Origin of the sequence: Anaerofustis sp. (assembly GCF_019420015.1) — a bacterium.
Lineage (GTDB): Bacteria > Bacillota > Clostridia > Eubacteriales > Anaerofustaceae > Anaerofustis.
In genome coordinates this window covers 36351-51405 of the sequence record NZ_JAHZIA010000008.1, presented here as the reverse complement: position 1 = coordinate 51405, position 15055 = coordinate 36351, and the positions used below count along the sequence as shown (strand labels likewise).

At 29.1% G+C, this 15055-nt stretch carries 16 protein-coding genes; 7 read left to right on the top strand and 9 right to left on the bottom strand.

The genetic code is table 11. The features are described from left to right. Positions 1-294: a Dabb family protein gene (locus tag QZ357_RS01630; RefSeq protein WP_290771084.1), complete on the top strand. Its 294-nt coding sequence runs from the start codon at positions 1-3 to the stop codon at positions 292-294. A 104-nt stretch (positions 295-398) separates the two neighbouring features. Here the strand turns inward: QZ357_RS01630 and hemZ are convergent, their stop codons facing one another. From hemZ to dtd, 4 genes are read right to left on the bottom strand one after another with little or no spacing between them, the layout of a single operon-like run. Then, entirely contained in the window at positions 399-1748 is a 1350-nt protein-coding gene (gene hemZ / locus QZ357_RS01625; RefSeq protein WP_290771082.1) for a coproporphyrinogen dehydrogenase HemZ, read from the bottom strand. Beyond that, positions 1749-2375: an MBL fold metallo-hydrolase gene (locus tag QZ357_RS01620; RefSeq protein ID WP_290771080.1), complete on the bottom strand. Its 627-nt coding sequence runs from the start codon at positions 2373-2375 to the stop codon at positions 1749-1751. It lies immediately after the preceding gene. Between the two features lies 1 nt (position 2376). Next, complete coding sequence (locus QZ357_RS01615; protein ID WP_290771079.1) at positions 2377-2904, bottom strand: hypothetical protein; 528 nt, start codon at positions 2902-2904, stop codon at positions 2377-2379. 3 nt (positions 2905-2907) lie between these two features. Further along, positions 2908-3357, bottom strand: a complete 450-nt coding sequence (gene dtd, locus QZ357_RS01610; RefSeq protein ID WP_290771077.1) for a D-aminoacyl-tRNA deacylase — start codon at positions 3355-3357, stop codon at positions 2908-2910. 343 nt (positions 3358-3700) lie between these two features. Here dtd and QZ357_RS01605 point away from each other — a divergent pair, with 343 nt between their 5' ends. The 6 genes from QZ357_RS01605 to QZ357_RS01580 are packed head-to-tail and all read left to right on the top strand — an operon-like array spanning position 3701 to position 9847. Continuing rightward, positions 3701-4258: a nucleoside triphosphate pyrophosphatase gene (locus tag QZ357_RS01605; RefSeq protein WP_290771075.1), complete on the top strand. Its 558-nt coding sequence runs from the start codon at positions 3701-3703 to the stop codon at positions 4256-4258. A 4-nt stretch (positions 4259-4262) separates the two neighbouring features. Then, positions 4263-4937 (top strand): DNA repair protein RadC, encoded by a 675-nt coding sequence (gene radC / locus QZ357_RS01600; protein ID WP_290771073.1) that lies wholly within the window; start codon positions 4263-4265, stop codon positions 4935-4937. 33 nt (positions 4938-4970) lie between these two features. Next, complete coding sequence (ispD, locus tag QZ357_RS01595; protein ID WP_290771071.1) at positions 4971-5669, top strand: 2-C-methyl-D-erythritol 4-phosphate cytidylyltransferase; 699 nt, start codon at positions 4971-4973, stop codon at positions 5667-5669. 9 nt (positions 5670-5678) lie between these two features. Next, on the top strand, positions 5679-7517 hold the full coding sequence (locus QZ357_RS01590) for a thiamine pyrophosphate-dependent dehydrogenase E1 component subunit alpha (RefSeq protein ID WP_290771069.1): 1839 nt from the start codon (positions 5679-5681) through the stop codon (positions 7515-7517). Next, positions 7514-8494, top strand: coding sequence for a transketolase C-terminal domain-containing protein (locus QZ357_RS01585; RefSeq protein WP_290771067.1), 981 nt, complete (start codon positions 7514-7516; stop codon positions 8492-8494). The genes QZ357_RS01590 and QZ357_RS01585 overlap by 4 nt, the downstream gene beginning before the upstream one ends. A gap of 21 nt (positions 8495-8515) precedes the next feature. Further along, positions 8516-9847: an E3 binding domain-containing protein gene (locus tag QZ357_RS01580; protein ID WP_290771065.1), complete on the top strand. Its 1332-nt coding sequence runs from the start codon at positions 8516-8518 to the stop codon at positions 9845-9847. Positions 9848-9877: 30 nt separating this feature from the next. Here QZ357_RS01580 and QZ357_RS01575 read toward each other — a convergent pair whose 3' ends face one another. The 5 genes from QZ357_RS01575 to QZ357_RS01555 all read right to left on the bottom strand — a co-directional run bounded on the left by QZ357_RS01575 (position 9878) and on the right by QZ357_RS01555 (position 15015). Continuing rightward, on the bottom strand, positions 9878-11911 hold the full coding sequence (locus tag QZ357_RS01575) for a hypothetical protein (RefSeq protein ID WP_290771062.1): 2034 nt from the start codon (positions 11909-11911) through the stop codon (positions 9878-9880). Then, a complete protein-coding gene (locus tag QZ357_RS01570) occupies positions 11908-12621 on the bottom strand; it encodes a hypothetical protein (protein ID WP_290771060.1) in 714 nt (237 codons plus the stop codon). The genes QZ357_RS01575 and QZ357_RS01570 overlap by 4 nt, the downstream gene beginning before the upstream one ends. 174 nt (positions 12622-12795) lie before the next feature. Next, positions 12796-13038: a helix-turn-helix transcriptional regulator gene (locus QZ357_RS01565; protein ID WP_290771058.1), complete on the bottom strand. Its 243-nt coding sequence runs from the start codon at positions 13036-13038 to the stop codon at positions 12796-12798. Between the two features lie 160 nt (positions 13039-13198). Next, on the bottom strand, positions 13199-13915 hold the full coding sequence (locus QZ357_RS01560) for a class I SAM-dependent methyltransferase (RefSeq protein WP_290771056.1): 717 nt from the start codon (positions 13913-13915) through the stop codon (positions 13199-13201). Continuing rightward, positions 13915-15015, bottom strand: a complete 1101-nt coding sequence (locus tag QZ357_RS01555) for an HAD-IIB family hydrolase (protein ID WP_366934105.1) — start codon at positions 15013-15015, stop codon at positions 13915-13917. The genes QZ357_RS01560 and QZ357_RS01555 overlap by 1 nt, the downstream gene beginning before the upstream one ends. Between the last annotated feature and the right edge of the window lie 40 nt (positions 15016-15055).

Here is a 15055-nt window from a genome sequence, read left to right as displayed (position 1 = left end):
ATGATAAAGCATATTGTTTGTTTCAAATTAAAAGATAGCAGTGATAAATCCTGTAAAATGGCAAAAGAAACTTTAATGTCAATGGAGAATCATGTTGATGTGATAAAAGATATAAAAGTCGGAATAGATTTCCTTCATTCTGACAGATCGTATGATATTATTCTTGAGGTTATTTTAAATAACAAAGAAGACCTTGATATATATCAAAATGATCATTATCATGTGGATGTTGTGAAGAGTTATATGCATAAAGTGAGAGAAAGCAGCATTTCTGTGGATTATGTGATAGATTAAAATTAAAAATTATTTTTATTCTGTATATGGGAAATATAAATCCCATATGCAGAATTTGATTATAATAAAATTATTATTAAGTATTTTTCATAAGCAGTACTCTATTATATATACATAGAGTATTCTTTTTCCTTTTCTTTTATTATACTGTCTATATTTTTCATGTATATGTTTGTATCTTTTGTTGTGTTTATCCTGTATGTTTTGTCTTGAGATTTGTTATATATTTTACCGGCACCTCCTGCTCCGATTGCAAGTATGGTGCTTTTATCTTTCATTGTTTTTATATTGTATATACACTCTTTTTCTTGTTTACTAAATCCCACATTTTCTCCCATACAAAGGCTTTGTTTTTGTTTGTATAAATAATAAGGATTGTATCCTTTGTTTTTTAATAACTGAAAACATCTTTTTTGTGTGTTTTGAAAATCTTCGTTTTCGAATTTTATGGTGTCTAATGCACTTCCTCTTTTTAATGCCAAAGTATGTATTGTTATATTATCTATATCCATGTTAACAAGTTTATTTACTTCTTCAAAAAATGATTCTATATCGTCATTTAGTCCCATAATTAAATCGGAATTTATTATGAAACCGTATTTTTTTATCAATTTTATGCCTTCTGTAAAATCTTTTGTTTTGATATTTCTGTTACAATTTATTAGTACTTCATCCGTCATCGACTGTGGGTTTAGGCAGACTCTCGTTACTCTTTGTTTTTTTAATATTTCCAGTTTTTCTTTTGTCAATAAATCTGCTCTTCCAAGCTCAAAAGTAAATTCTGTATCAATATTTATATATTTGTTTATATTCGAAAGCAGTTTATCTAGATTGCTTTCTTTTAGTATTCCCGGAGTTCCGCCTCCAATATATATGGAATCCAGAAAAATATTTTTTTCTTTGATTATATTTTTTAGGCTCTTGATTTCTTTTATTAGGCAGTCGGTATATATATCCAGCTCTTTGCTTGTTTCATTTAATATTTTGGAAGGAAATGAACAATAAGAACATCTTTTTGGGCAAAAAGGTATATGGATATACAAGCTTGCGAGTTTATCGTTTATGAGTTTTTCTTGATTCTTCTTGGTTTCCAAAAGCAGGTTTATCTTTTCGTCATACATAAGGTAATTTTGGGAAAGAACTTTTTTTACTTCCTCTATTGTTTCATTACTGTATAAGTTTAGTATATTTATGGGTTTTACTCCGGTCAATACTCCGTAGGGGAAGGATTTGCCTGTTTCTTTTTGCAGTACTTTGTATACCAATCTTTTTGTTGTATTTTTGAGAGAAAGTGTTACTCTTTCTTTGTATGTTTTTTCTTTGTACTCTAAATATATAAAATTACCCTGTAAGTATAATTTTATTTTGATATTTTTATACTTATCAGGGTAAAACATTTGAAGTATTTCACGAACGTGAATTTCTTTTATGTTATTATCGGTAGTTATATTCATTTATGCTCTGAAAAACCCGTTTGATTTTTTTTCATCTTCAATGGTTGTTGCCTCTCCGTGTCCTGACAAAAGAGTATAGTTTTTATTTAGAGTATAAATTTTATTTCTTATGGAGCTTTCCAGTTCTTCGATACTTCCTCCATATAGATCTGTTCTTCCTATTGAACGGTAAAACAATGTATCACCGCAGAATATGACTCCTGCATCATCTATTTTATAGCATACTCCGCCTTTAGAATGTCCGGGAGTATAAATTACTTCTATTGTACTTCCCTCAAAATCGATTTTTTCATCATCATAAACGAATTCGTCGGCATCTTTTATTGTTATATTCATTCCCATCATAAGCGCAGAGCCATTTTTGTTTGGATTTAACAACATTTCATTGTCTTGTTCATGAATATAAACTTTTGCTCCGATTTCGTTTCTTATCATATCGACTCCTGCGATATGATCGAAATGTCCGTGAGTAAGAAGAATTTTTTCTATATTTAAATTTTCTTTTTTTATATAATCCAGCAATCTTTCGTCATTATGTCCCGGATCTATTATTATTGAATGTCCGTTTTTTGTAAGTATATAACAGTTTGTTCCTACAGGACCAAGTTGGAATGCTTTTATATCCATGTTATTTTCTCCTCTCTTCTTCCTTGCATATTACGCAATTTCCTTTTGTAAGGAAGGTTTCCTTTTTATAATATTTTGCCATTTCAGGATCAAGTTCAGTAAGTATTGCCATATGTTTTTTACATAATGTTTTCCCGAAGTTGATTAAATACGAGCTTGGGATATCCGTTTCGTATAATAAAGGTTCTCTTTGAATATCTTCTTCACATATGATTATCATATATGCTTCATCCTCGTCATTGTAGTCGGTGACAAATTTAAATGAAATATCATTTTTGGTAAAATAGTCTACCAGATATGTTTGGATTGCATCGTCTGTCATCTCACTTACGATGATTTTTTTTATCGGGAGAATATTGTTTATTTTTTCAATGAAGAAAGTAACTGCTTTTGTGTCTGCGATATCTCCTTTTAAATAGCAGTATATTTCATCCTCAAATACTCCGAGAATTCTTTTCGTTTTGCATATATTGTCTATCATTAAATCATTTTTAAGAAATTCATTTACATCCAATCTTTCTTCGCCCATATTTTACTCCTTATTTTTTGTATCAAACAATATTGTAACAGGACCGTCATTATTTATTTCAACGAGCATATCTTCGCCAAACATTCCTTTTTTTACGGGTATATTTTGTTTTGCTATTTCATCCATAAAATATTCATATAACTCGTTTGCATCATCTGGATTCATTGCTTTTGTAAAACTCGGTCTGTTACCTTTTTTGGTGCTTGCGGCAAGAGTAAATTGAGATATAATTAACATTTCTCCGTTAATATCTTTTATGGATAAATTCATTTTGCCTTCGTTGTCTTCAAAAATTCTTAGGTTTGAAATCTTTTTTACCAAATAATCCGCATCGGTTTTAGTATCGCCTTCCTGTGCGCAAAATAAAACATTGAAACCTTTATTTATTTGAGATATTATATTACCGTTTACGGATACTTTTGAATTTCTTACTCTTTGAACTACAGCTTTCATATAAAATTTTTCCTTTATATCTTAAAAATCATCAATTTCCAACAATGCCTTATTATATCATTTAAGAGTGTGAAAGTCCATATTAACAAAGACATAAAATATGTTTTAAACATATGTCTGTTTATATTGTATAACTAAATTATATATGCTAATAAAATATTTGTTTTATGGTGTTTTGAAATACATAATGAATATTAATCTATTATTGATTATATCTTTTTTTAGACTCACACATCATTTAAAATGTAAAAAGCGTAAAAGCTGTTGAATTAAATAGTATAAGAAACAATATATCTTGAAAGGATATGTGTTTTTTGGTATATTTATTATAAATGAGGTTTTTATGAAAAGTATTATTTTGGCGTCTAAATCTCCCAGACGGAAAGATATTTTAAATATGCTTGATGTCAAATTTGAGATAGAAGTTTCGGACGTAGATGAAAATTTTGACGATAAATTATCCGTTTATGAAAATTTGAAAAATATAGCATCAAAAAAAGCAGAAGCAGTGTTTTGCGGTAATGAAGATAAAATAATTATATCTGCGGATACAATTGTTTATCTTGACAATGAAGTTTTATTAAAACCAAAAAACAAAGAAGATGCGAGAAGGATATTATCAAAGCTTTCAGGCAGAACTCACAGTGTAATAAGCGGAATGTGTGTGATGAGTAATGATAAAGTTGTGAAAGAGTGTGTTGAAACTTATGTTACTTTTAAGAAACTTACTAAGGAAGAAATAGAAGATTATATAAGCTCGGACGAGCCTTATGATAAAGCCGGCGGATATGCAATTCAAGGAGTTGCCGGTAAATTTATAAGCGGAATAAAAGGTGATTATTTCAATGTAGTCGGACTCAGTATAAGTGTTCTTTATGATATATTGAAAGATTTTAGGTAATGTAATGAAGACAGATAAAGAAATAATATATAATATTGAAAAAAAATTATTTGAAGAAGGTATAGGTGAACTTGAGGATAAAGAACTTATTTCTTTGATTCTCAGAAAAGGAGATTCTACAAAAACCGTTATTGAGTTATCCGAAAATGTAATAAGGAGATACGGCTCTTCACTAAGGGATTTGATTGGGGTTACAAAAGAGGAGCTTAAGAATGATAATCCCGGAATGACGGATATCAAAGCTTCCATGATTTTGGCTTCTTTGGAAATAGGAAGAAGAGCGTATTTAAAGAAAGACGAAAAGAAGATGATAACCTGCACGGATGATGTTGTTAATCTGCTTTCTTATGATATGAGTTTTTTGAGTGAGGAACATTTTAAGGTTATTTTATTGAATACCAAAAATGTGATTATAGATATAGAACTTATTTCAATAGGCACCATAAATACGTCATTGGTTCATGTAAGAGAAGTGTTCAAAAATGCAATAAAGAAAAATGCCAATACGATTATACTAACGCATAATCATCCAAGCGGGGATTCAAAACCCTCAGACCAAGATAAGTCTTTGACGAAGAGGTTGGTTGAAGCGGGAGAGTTGTTAGGAATAAAGGTTTTGGATCATGTTATTATAGGTAAAGACAATTACTTTTCATTTATGGAAGAAAATATGTTATAATAATATATTATTTATTCTTTGAGGAGTATATACATGAATGAAGATTTTGTAAGTGTAATAATTCCCGCAGCCGGAAGGGGTACGAGAATGGGTAAAAGTATAAATAAGCAATATATTACCCTTGATAACAAAACGATTCTTACTCATACTATAACGGCTTTTGATAAATGTCCGTATATTGACGAAATATTGATTGTTGTGGCGGATAATGAAGAAAAGTTATTTAAAAACAAAGTTTTAAAAGAATATAAAATTAAAAAGCCTTATAAACTTGTAATAGGCGGAAAAACCAGACAGGCGTCTGTATATAATGCAGTAAAAAAGGTAGACGAGAGATGTACCATTATATCTGTACATGACGGGGCAAGACCTCTTATATCAAATAAAGAGATAATAAATACCGTACTCGGAGCAAAGAAGTTCGGAGGATGCGTTTTAGGGGTGCCCGTAAAAGAGACGGTCAAACAAGCCGATGAAAATGGTTTTGTATCAGGAACGGTTGAAAGAAGTTCTCTTTACAATATAAGAACACCTCAGGTCTTTAAATCTGAAATTTTAAAAGATGCATATAAAAATGCTGAAGAAAAGGGAATAGTAGGAACAGACGATTCTTTTCTTGTGGAGCAGAATAATGTAAAAGTTAAGATAATAAAAGGTTCTTACAACAATATAAAAATAACAACACCGGAAGATTTGATTTATGCACAGGAAATTCTATCCAGCAGGAAATAGGGGGTAATAATGAACATAAATAACCAAAAGATTGTAGAATTATTCTATAAAATGCTTAAGGTACGGGTTTTTGAGGAAAAGCTCGCATCACTATACGAAGATGGTAAAATACATACTGAACTTTATTTGTCAATAGGTCAAGAAGCTGTAAGCGCTGGTGCAATGGCAGCGATAAACGGTAAAGATAAAGTATTTACTTCTCACAGGAACTTTGCTGCATCTATTTGTCTTGAAATGGATGTTGAGAAAATGTTCAGAGAAATAATGGGGCTTGACGGAGGCTATACAAATGGTATTGCCGGACCCGGCTATATGGCAGATATAAAGTCTGACATATACGGTGCTTCTGCGCTTCCTGCAGGAAATGTTTCTGTAGCCACAGGTGTTGCGATGGGAGAAAAGATACATCATACAAACAATATAGTAGTTTCGTTTATAGGCGACGGTGCAGTAAATGAAGGTGTATTTTCGGAAAGTGTAAATATGGCATCGATGTTTAAACTTCCGATTATATATTTGGTTGAGAATAACGGGTATGCAAAAGGTCAAAGTTTTGCCAAGACTTCTACGGTTAAAGATATTGCATCGCGTGCAGGAAGTTTTTCAATTCCCGGTATTATTGTTGACGGCAATAATGTTCTTGATGTGTACGAGGCTATGCTTACTGCCGCAAGCTATGTTAGAGGAGGAAAAGGTCCTATTATTTTGGAGGCGAAAACTTATCGTTTCAGCGGGCATCATTTAGAGGATAAGGCACTTTATAGAAGTTCAAAGGAATTAAAGTCGTGGTTTGAAAAATGTCCTATAAAAATTTTGAGTAACTATATGCTTCAAAATATGGTAGGTATAGATGATGATCTTCAAATGATGAAGGATACGATTTCAAATGAAATGGACAGTATAATAAATAAAATACTGAACGAGAAACAAGTTCCAAAAGAAATACAGGAAGAAAAAGAAGAAGAGAAAATTTCTAAAAAAACACAAATAGAAGAAGAGCTTAAATCGTTGCTTGAACAAAAAGAATTCTTAAAACATGCTGATACTTCGGTATTGATAGAAGAACCTAAATTAAAAATACCTCTTACTACAAGTGAAGATTTAAAAGACACTGAAGAGGATATAAGGGCAAACGATAAAGTCTTTGACGAAATAAGAAAACTGAAAAATATTTTCCCCGAAAGAGATGATATCGAAAAAGAAGAAATAAAAGTTGAAGATATTTTAAAGAACGGTCACACACATAAATTAATTTCGAATACAGATGGTTTTGCAGATGTTGACTTCAGTGACAGTTTGAAGAGAAAATCAAGAGAAGCTGAAGACGAAGATATAGTAACTGAAGAAGAAAAAAAATATATTTCTAATGCTCAAACGGTACTGGACAATATATTTAAAGAAATAGACGAAGAAGAGAAAAAGTATAAGCCGGATACAGAGGGGTCTTTTGATTACATCAATTTTATTTCGGATGATGAAAACAAAGATGATAAAGAAATTACATATGTAAGTTCATCAAATGAAAGACATGCGGACTTTAACAGGTTAAAAACTCAAAATATAGATCAAGCTGAAAATAAAAATGATGGTTTATATGTTAATGAAAGAGAAGATGTGCTTTCTAATTTGGACGTAGATGATGAAATTATAAACGAATATATGAGAAAAGTGAATGACAGTGTGAATAAACCGTTTACCGTTATAGACAGAAATCCATCTCAGGTTATAGATGTGAGTGACAATAATAACGGAAATGATATATCGGATTTACACAGTATGTTGAAAATCGATAATCAAGACAAAGGATCCGGCAATGACTATGATTTCTTTGGGGAGGCAGATAGATGATGGAAATAACATTTAAACAGGCCATTAAAAATACTCTTTTATATGAACTCAGAAAAAATCGAAACAGTGTTTTTGTTTCGCAGGATATTGGCGTTTTCGGAGGAGAATATAAAATAAGTAAAGGTTTTGATGTACAAATACCGGAAGAGAGGATTATAGAAGTTCCTGTAAGTGAGAATGCTTATATAGGCTCAAGTGTCGGACTCAGTCTTAACGGATTTAATGTCATTACTGAAGTACCCGGAACAAAGTTTTTAATAAGGGCTCTTGATCCTATAATAAATTATGCTTCAAAGCTGAATTTATTGGGAACAAAAACTCCGGGAAGTTTGTTGATACGTTGTCCCATCGGATATACTCCTTATTCAAGCGTGCAGGATAATGAATCTATTGAATCTGTTTTGGCTCATTTCCCCGGAATAAAGATTGTCTATCCTTCAACTCCGAAAGATGCTATGGGTTTGATGAGGAGTGCATTTTTTGAACATGAACCTGTTTTATTCTTTGAGAATAAAAATTTATATAATACAAAAGGGGAAATAAGCGAGACGGCGGAAGAAAGAATTCCGATAGGAAAAGCAAGTATAGTGCGTGAGGGTAATGATATAACTGTTATTACTTACGGAAGTATGGTTAAGGAGGCTCTAAAAGCAAGTGATGTTGCTTATATGAGTGATGTAAAAGTAGAAGTAATAGACCTTAGAACGATAAAACCTATCGATAAAGATACCGTGATTAAGTCGGTTAAAAAGACCGGAAGGGCAATTATTTTGTATGAAGGATACAAGACTTGTTCTGTAGGCAGTGAAATAGCCGGAATTCTTGCAGAAAGTGAAGCTTTTGATTACTTGGAGGCGCCTATTATCAGAATGTGTAATGATGATAATATTACCCCATTCAGTCCAATGAAAGCAAAAGAAGTTTTGCCTAGCTCGGGTAAATTGTTGGAAAAGATAATGCAGCTGGTTGAATACTAGTCGGGAGGAGGAATTAAGATAATGACAAACTTAGGAAACACAAAACAAAAAGCAAGTCCTGCCACCAGGAAACTTGCCAAGGCATTGGGAATTGATTTGTCGCAGATTGAAGGAAGCGGGGCAAACGGAAGAATAGAGGCAAGAGATTTGGAAGCTTATCTTAACAATAAAAAGAAATCTGACAATGAAAGACAAGAGGATATATTTATAAAGTCAAATTTCGAAGACGAAGATTTTAAGATGTTGGAGCAGAGAATTAATATGATTAATGAAGCATCAAATAACGAGAATGAACATAGCAATACAACGATATATGCAAATGATAATTTAAGTGAAGGTATGGATAATATAGACAGTGCTGATTCTGATATAATTCAATTTATGATTAAACATCAAAATGATATATATGACGATGAGGAAGCTCCAAAAGATATTATTGTAAATTATGACCAGACTTCGAGTACGATTACGAGTGAAGTTCGGGATGATGCTGAAGAAAGTGTCAGTGAAAACAGTAATAATAATGATAAAGATGAGAGTATTTCCGATGTTAGTGATAATAATGAAGAGAATAATCTCTATATACCAATTGCAGAAGAGATTGTATCGAAAGAATATAATGAAAACGGAGACGAAGTACCGGTTGTTCCCGTTGAAAATAATGTTATACATCAAGTAATAGTTCCGATTGAAGAAAACAGTGATGATTACCCTGATACTGAAAGAGAAATTAATGAAAGCTTCGGTAAAAGAGTGGTTATAACATTAAATGATGATACCAGAAGCAGTGTTGTTATCAATAAGGAAAATATAACTGAAGAAGAAAATGCACAAAATCAAGTTGTAATAGAAACACATACTCACAATGCCGTTACAATGGGTATTAAAGCTAATCTTAATTTGGTAAAGGAGATGCTTGTTTCATACAGTGATTTAAGTGAAAGAAAAATATTTAATACAGTTGTAAAATCAATTGTATTTGCCATTGAGAAAAATAGAATAGAATCTTTTGATGGAAATGTTCTTATTTACAGATACAAAGACGATAATTTTATCGGGAAAAAACTCAGCGGTATTAATGAACTTACTGTAAGTCAAATGGATAAAAAGTCTGAAGATATTTCCGAAGGAGAAGACATAGATTATAGAATAACGGATTTAAGTCCTTTGAATATAGATTATTATTATCCAAAAGCCTGTGAACAGAAAGTTGATATAGTAGTTATCATTAAAGAAGATAAAGCTAAGGTTTATTTAAGTGCAAGTGAGGAATTAATAAGTTCCGTTGAATGTGCAAAAGTTTTATCTACAATAAAATCAGTTATTAATAATCCAAGCCTTATGTTAGTATAATAAAAAGCACTTCTAATAATAGAAGTGCTTTTATATTGTTATATTACTGAACTCTTCGTCTATTTTATCTTCGTCCAACTCGTCTATGTCCAGAGATGATGCGATTTCATCCAATGCATTGGAATTTTTGCTTTCGTTGTTTTTTGATACTTGATCAATATTTTTTTCCTGTTCCGTAATTTCTTTTTTTAGAGAATTTAACTCTTCGTTTATGTCTTTATATTTACTTCTTTTGTTTATATCATTTAGTTCTTTGTTTAAAGCCCTTTCAAGTTCGTCTATTTTATTTGAGGTTTGTTCGACTTTTTTTATGATTTTTTGAAGTTCGCTTTCTTCTTCTGAGTATTCTTCCTCAAAATTGGAATCTTTATAATGATTATTGTCTGTTGAATCATTTTCCAATGTTATGTCTTCGCTTGTGTTTGTATAATCCTTTATTTCACTTTCGTCAAAATCTATATCTTTAATATTTTGTACTTCCTCATTTTCGATTATATCATCCACATTGTCTTGATGTGATAAAAAATCATCCATTATATTTATCTTATCAAGCTCTTTTATAATCTCATTTAAATCTTCATCTTTGTTGATATAATCTTTATTTTCATTTGTTTCCTTTACTTCTGATATTATTTTATTTTCTTCTTCTTGATTATATTCTTTTGTATTATTTATCGGTTCTTCTTCTGTATAGTTATTATATGTAATCTCATTTTCGATTATTTCGAAATTACTTTTATAACCGTAGATTTCATTTTTTGTATAGTAAGATTTTTCTTTTTGTTTTAAATGTATTCTTATAAATAAATTATTTAAATTATAAACTTGTCTTAGCCCGAAATTATATAATATGCAAAAACCTATAACCTCAAGAGTTTCAATAATATTTGTATTCTCTTTTAGGGATAATTTATCCGTTATTATTAGCAGTATATTTTTTAATGTATCAAAACTTATGTAAATTAATAAGTAGCATAAAAATAATTGGGGTGTAATGGCTTTTATTATCATTAATATCAGTGATACTATAAAAATAGGAATTTCAAGTATCGGGTTAACTGTTGAGGTAAGGTATTCATATGATTTTACAATATTTTCAAATGAATTTATACTTTTGTTTTTAGTGTAGTTTATATATGTTTCATATTTATTATTGTTTAAATATAAAGCTGTATTTTTTGCTTCTTCAAAAGCAAGGGCGTTGTAGTCCAATTCGTATTTATCTGTGAAAGTATTAACCAGTCTGTTTTTTAGATCATTGTTAGGGTTTATTGCATTATCATTAAACCCTCCGACCTCAACGACTTTTTTTGTGTTATATAATGTAAAATTTTTTCCTATTTCTATTCCATTGCAGAATTCATAGTTATATGTTTTTAAGAACAATTTGTTTTTTATGTTCTTTATAATATCCATTGAAGATAGAAAATCATGGGTTTTTATACCTGTATATTTCAGGTGTTTTTCATTGATGTATTTTTTTGTTTTTATTATACCCATTGAAAATAGAGTTTCATCATCTGTATTAAATGCCTTTGTTAACTCACAAAGTGAATTTTCCTCGAAAAATATTTCTTCTTCCATCACAATGAATAAATCGGTATATATATTATCCAAAACCGCATTTATATTATTCCACTTGCTTCCGTTTTCTTTATTTATAAGGTGTATATTTTTGTTTTTGTATTCCGACAGGATTTCTTCTTTGTTCAATTTGTATGTAAAAGTTTTATTTTCTTTTGTTAAATTTAGCTTGTTTATAAGTTTTTTTGAAGCTTTTGGGTTATCAGAGCCGTTTACTATGTATATGTCAAAGTTATCATAGTTTAACTTTTTTAATTCTTGTACTTTTATTATAAATTCGTTTATTTTGTTTTCTATATTTAATATTATTGTTATATTCTTTGAATTGTTATATGAAGAAATGTCTTCATAGTGTTTTTTATTCTTAATTATTTTATTAAATACCAAAAAAGAAGGGATTATTCCGGATATGAAAGAAATAATTCCGTACATCAGTGTGTAAACGATTATAATGATAAAGATTATGTATGATGTATTCATAAGTTCTCCTGTTTGGTTAAGTAATTTTTTAAAATTAATTTGAGTTTTACGTTGTCGGTTTCATTTTTTAGCTTTTCTAATATCAGCAATAATATTTTTTTATTTTTAAAATCGTTGAAAAAATTAAAAATTTCTTTTTCGGAAAAATCAGAAGACTTTTCCCCTGCCGTAATGATGGCTTTTGCAAAAGTTTCGATATCTCCTCTGATACATATTGTTTCGAGAGCTTCATTTCGTATTATTTTCGATTTGTTATTTAAGCATTTTTGAAGAAAAATATTGATTTGTTCATCTTCTCTATTGTATGTATTTAATTTTATGATTAAATTTTCAAGTTTTTTAGAATATAAATTTGTATATGCTAATTTTAAATTATCGTCGGTTTTTCTGTTTATGTCATTTATGAATTTTACAGTAGTTTCATTAATATTATTTTTCATTGTAAGTTTTATAACCGAATAATAATAATTTTCTTTATATTGACTGTTATTTATATTATGTATCAAATATTCTATCGTGTCACTATCGGGATAATTGCCGTTTTTGAGATTAGACAATACTGTATCAAGGGTTTCTTTGAATTTTTTTATTTTTACTTCATAAAATTTTTTATGCAGTGTATAAAAATTTTTATTTATAAAGAAATACAATAGTATTAATATGAAAATACAACTTGCAGTGCATGTTACTATAATAGTAAATCTTTCCATTTTTTCTCCTTCAATTTATTTTGATTTAAATTTCAAAAAGTTTATTTAAATGATTATTTTATTATTAAATTGATTACAAGATTTATAAATAATGACTAAAGTATAGCACATATTACATATTTTTACAAAAATGAGTTTATAAAAAAGACCCTTTAGGGTCTTTTTATAATGGTTTTACTTATTGTTGTACTTCTTTTCTTTAAAAGAATCATCGTTAAAAAAATCATATAAGCTTATATTGAGTCCGTTGCATATTTTTATTATATTCTTTATTGACGGAGAAGTTGACTTTCCGTCTTTTATACTGTAAATTGTTGTTGGTGGAATATTATTTTGTTTACAAAATTTATTGATATTTAACTTGTCTTTTTCTAATAATTCAATAATTCTTTTATAAATTAATTCTGAAATTTCCATTTTCATTATTCCTTTTCTAAATTATCATTATTAAAAGTATTTGTAGTTTTTTAGTAAATATTCCATTATAAGTCTATTTTATAAGTGATATTTCTTGAAAGTTTAATTACTGTATTGTTAATAAAGTTTTTCAAATGATAATTGGGTATTATTATATTTTTTACGTGGAGAGAACAACTTGGATTTTATCGCTTTTTTTATCTGGTTGTTTTTTTGTAAGGAAGTCATAAAAGTCAATATTTTTAAATCCTGCATTTTTTGCAATAATTTTTATGTTTTCAGTGGTGTAAATTTTTTGTTTATGTGATATTTTTGTTATTTGTCTGTTATTTTCAAATATTTCTATGTCTGTATATAATAAATTTGTCGTTTTTTTTCTTTTTATCTCGAAAGATATGTTTTCATATTTTAATGTTTCATCTTTTGATTTATAATTAGGACTTATAATGTCAAAAGTAAATATACAATTCTCATTCATCATATTTATTATATTATTAAACATGATTCTCAGCTCATCTTCATTCATAATATAATTGATACTGTCGCATGCGGAATATATCAAATCAAATTTTATATCTGTCATAAAATTTGTCATGTCTGCTTTTATTAAGTTTATTTGCTTGTTTTCATAAAAAGCATTTTGATCGGCAAGGCTCAGCATTTCTTCACTTAAGTCAACTCCGTATAGATTTGCTTTTGTAATATCCGAAAAATATAATAACAGATTCCCATTACCGCATCCCAAATCCAATATATTTCTCCCCGTACAATCTTTGTTTGACAGAGATAACAAATAGTCTCTCCAAATCTCATAATCGACGAAGGAAGTATATAAATCATAATATCGGCTGAATTCTTTGTAACTGTTGTTATTCATTAAAAAAACTTCTCTTTTATAAATTTATTTACCCCATCATTAAATACACTTTCACATATATACATTGCCTTATCTTTAAGTTCTTTTACTCCGTTTTCCACTGCAACTGAAACTCCGGACTCTTCAAACATTGAAAGATCCGTTATACTGTCGCCGAAAGATATGATGTTTTCTTTTTTTAATCCTGTGTATTCTATTAAATATTTTAACGCATTTCCTTTGTTGGTACATCCAAATTCAAATGTTGTTTTGAAAGATTTTGAATAATTGATTTCTTTGTGTTTTTCACCAAGGTAAGAAAGTGTTTTTTTCGTATCCGGGTTATTTACGTAATCAAAGGTACATATTCTTGTAAGGGGAATATTAAATGGCATTTCGCTTAAAGATTTTATTTTATGAACACTAAAGTCTTTTACCGTATTTTTGACTTTTGAGAAAAACTCTGTATTCTTTTTTACAAATTCGGGAGCATATTTACAATCCGTTATGTATAAATCTTTTTTTGATTCTATGAGATAAAGTAATGTATCATCATCTTTTAAAGTATTTAAAATATCTAATTTTACTTCTGCTGGGATTAATGTTTGTTTTATGATATTCTTTTCTTCTTTTTCGTAATCGTATTTTATGATGCTTGCACCGTTGTCGCATATTATATAATCCGGTTTTATTTTATATGCGAAATTATAAGCTTGATAAAATCCTCTTGCCGTTGAAAAAACAGTAATGTATCCTTTTTGTTTTAATTTTCCAAAAGTATCTATATATACATCGCCAATTGAGAATTCATCTTTTAATATAGTATGGTCAAGATCCGTTACAATCATTTTAATATTTTTTAATTCGTTTTGTTTTGTCATAAGTGAAGCCTCATATAATTTTTTATTGATATAGTCGTAGTTTTCTTTTTTATGGGGAAGAATACAATTTGAACAGTCTTTTATTCCGTTCTTTGTGTAAGTAAAATTCCCTCCGCAGTATTCGTTTGTTAAATATAACGGGCAATAACAAAAAAGACAGTTGAAATTTTTTTCTTCTTTGATTTTGTGACAGGGAAAATATTCACATTCTTTATTTTGAAAAAATTTAAAATTATCCATAAAATTAATTTTAAATTAAATTCTTTATTTTTGCAATATG

Bases quoted from the DNA above. Each gene is read 5' to 3' on its own strand.
- QZ357_RS01630 (WP_290771084.1), top strand. From the start codon at position 1: ATGATAAAGCATATTGTTTGTTTCAAATTAAAAGATAGCAGTGATAAA.
- hemZ (WP_290771082.1), bottom strand. From the start codon at position 1,748: ATGAATATAACTACCGATAATAACATAAAAGAAATTCACGTTCGTGAA.
- QZ357_RS01620 (WP_290771080.1), bottom strand. From the start codon at position 2,375: ATGGATATAAAAGCATTCCAACTTGGTCCTGTAGGAACAAACTGTTAT.
- QZ357_RS01615 (WP_290771079.1), bottom strand. From the start codon at position 2,904: ATGGGCGAAGAAAGATTGGATGTAAATGAATTTCTTAAAAATGATTTA.
- dtd (WP_290771077.1), bottom strand. From the start codon at position 3,357: ATGAAAGCTGTAGTTCAAAGAGTAAGAAATTCAAAAGTATCCGTAAAC.
- QZ357_RS01605 (WP_290771075.1), top strand. From the start codon at position 3,701: ATGAAAAGTATTATTTTGGCGTCTAAATCTCCCAGACGGAAAGATATT.
- radC (WP_290771073.1), top strand. From the start codon at position 4,263: ATGAAGACAGATAAAGAAATAATATATAATATTGAAAAAAAATTATTT.
- ispD (WP_290771071.1), top strand. From the start codon at position 4,971: ATGAATGAAGATTTTGTAAGTGTAATAATTCCCGCAGCCGGAAGGGGT.
- QZ357_RS01590 (WP_290771069.1), top strand. From the start codon at position 5,679: ATGAACATAAATAACCAAAAGATTGTAGAATTATTCTATAAAATGCTT.
- QZ357_RS01585 (WP_290771067.1), top strand. From the start codon at position 7,514: ATGATGGAAATAACATTTAAACAGGCCATTAAAAATACTCTTTTATAT.
- QZ357_RS01580 (WP_290771065.1), top strand. From the start codon at position 8,516: ATGACAAACTTAGGAAACACAAAACAAAAAGCAAGTCCTGCCACCAGG.
- QZ357_RS01575 (WP_290771062.1), bottom strand. From the start codon at position 11,911: ATGAATACATCATACATAATCTTTATCATTATAATCGTTTACACACTG.
- QZ357_RS01570 (WP_290771060.1), bottom strand. From the start codon at position 12,621: ATGGAAAGATTTACTATTATAGTAACATGCACTGCAAGTTGTATTTTC.
- QZ357_RS01565 (WP_290771058.1), bottom strand. From the start codon at position 13,038: ATGGAAATTTCAGAATTAATTTATAAAAGAATTATTGAATTATTAGAA.
- QZ357_RS01560 (WP_290771056.1), bottom strand. From the start codon at position 13,915: ATGAATAACAACAGTTACAAAGAATTCAGCCGATATTATGATTTATAT.
- QZ357_RS01555 (WP_366934105.1), bottom strand. From the start codon at position 15,015: ATGGATAATTTTAAATTTTTTCAAAATAAAGAATGTGAATATTTTCCC.